This is a genomic window from Streptomyces mutabilis (assembly GCF_014649815.1).
Lineage (GTDB): Bacteria > Actinomycetota > Actinomycetes > Streptomycetales > Streptomycetaceae > Streptomyces > Streptomyces mutabilis.
Genome location: NZ_BMTT01000128.1, coordinates 1 through 808, shown reverse-complemented (window position 1 = coordinate 808; position 808 = coordinate 1). Strand labels below are relative to the sequence as shown.

The following is an 808-nucleotide window of genomic DNA, read 5'->3' as shown; positions in this document are numbered from 1 at the left end:
TTTAGGATACTTTTAAACGTAGTAGAACACTACGAGTATAATTGTTATATACCCTTCGGGGTTCTAATGATTAATAGGCTTTAGTTGTACTAATCTTAACATTTTTAGACATAAAGTACTAATTATTAATATACTAAATATTTCACATATCGTATAAATTAAATTTAGCCCGGTTAGCATAAAAGTAATGCAACCGTTTTGTAATCGGTAGAAGCAAGTGCGATACTTGCACTGGGCTATAAAATTAAAGACCCAATGGTCAAGTTTGGTTAAGACATAACATTTTCACTGTTAGTGCGGGAGTTCAAATCTCCCTTGGGTTGAAAGAAATTAGCTCAGTTGGTAGAGCTGTCGCTTTACACGCGAAAGGTCAGGTGTTCAAGTCACCTATTTCTTAATTATAAATGCGGATTGATGTAATAGTAACATAGATGGCTCATGACCAAAATATTTAGGTGCAATTCCTAAATCCGCAACCAAAGGCTATAGCTTAATCGGTAAAGCGAACCACTCATGATGGTTTGAGTAAATGTTCAAGTCATTTTAGCCTTAAATAATCCGAGTGCTGGAATTGGTAGACAGTCTTAACTTAAGTTTAAGTGACGCAAGTCGTAAACGTTCGAATCGTTTCTCGGATAGGGGTTATAGTTTAACTGGTAAAACGGCGATTTTGCATATCGTTATTTCAGGATCGAGTCCCGATAACTCCAAGATAAAATAGCTTGAGAAGCTCAATTGGTAGAGCGGATCACTGAAGATGATTAGGTTATAAGTTCAAGTCTTATCTCGAGCAATAAATGGGTATGCT

At 36.0% G+C, this 808-nt stretch carries 5 tRNA genes; all 5 read left to right on the top strand.

From position 1 onward, the window contains the following. Positions 1–249 precede the first annotated feature (249 nt). The 5 genes from IE142_RS39735 (at position 250) to IE142_RS39715 (ending at position 793) form a co-directional block, all read left to right on the top strand. Positions 250–323 (top strand) — tRNA-Glu (locus IE142_RS39735). A 1-nt stretch (position 324) separates the two neighbouring features. After that, positions 325–397: transfer RNA gene (locus tag IE142_RS39730), tRNA-Val, on the top strand. Positions 398–479: 82 nt separating this feature from the next. Beyond that, positions 480–552 (top strand) — tRNA-Ile (locus IE142_RS39725). A gap of 86 nt (positions 553–638) precedes the next feature. Next, a tRNA-Ala gene (locus tag IE142_RS39720) sits at positions 639–710 on the top strand. 10 nt (positions 711–720) lie between these two features. Further along, positions 721–793 (top strand) — tRNA-Phe (locus tag IE142_RS39715). Positions 794–808 lie beyond the last annotated feature (15 nt).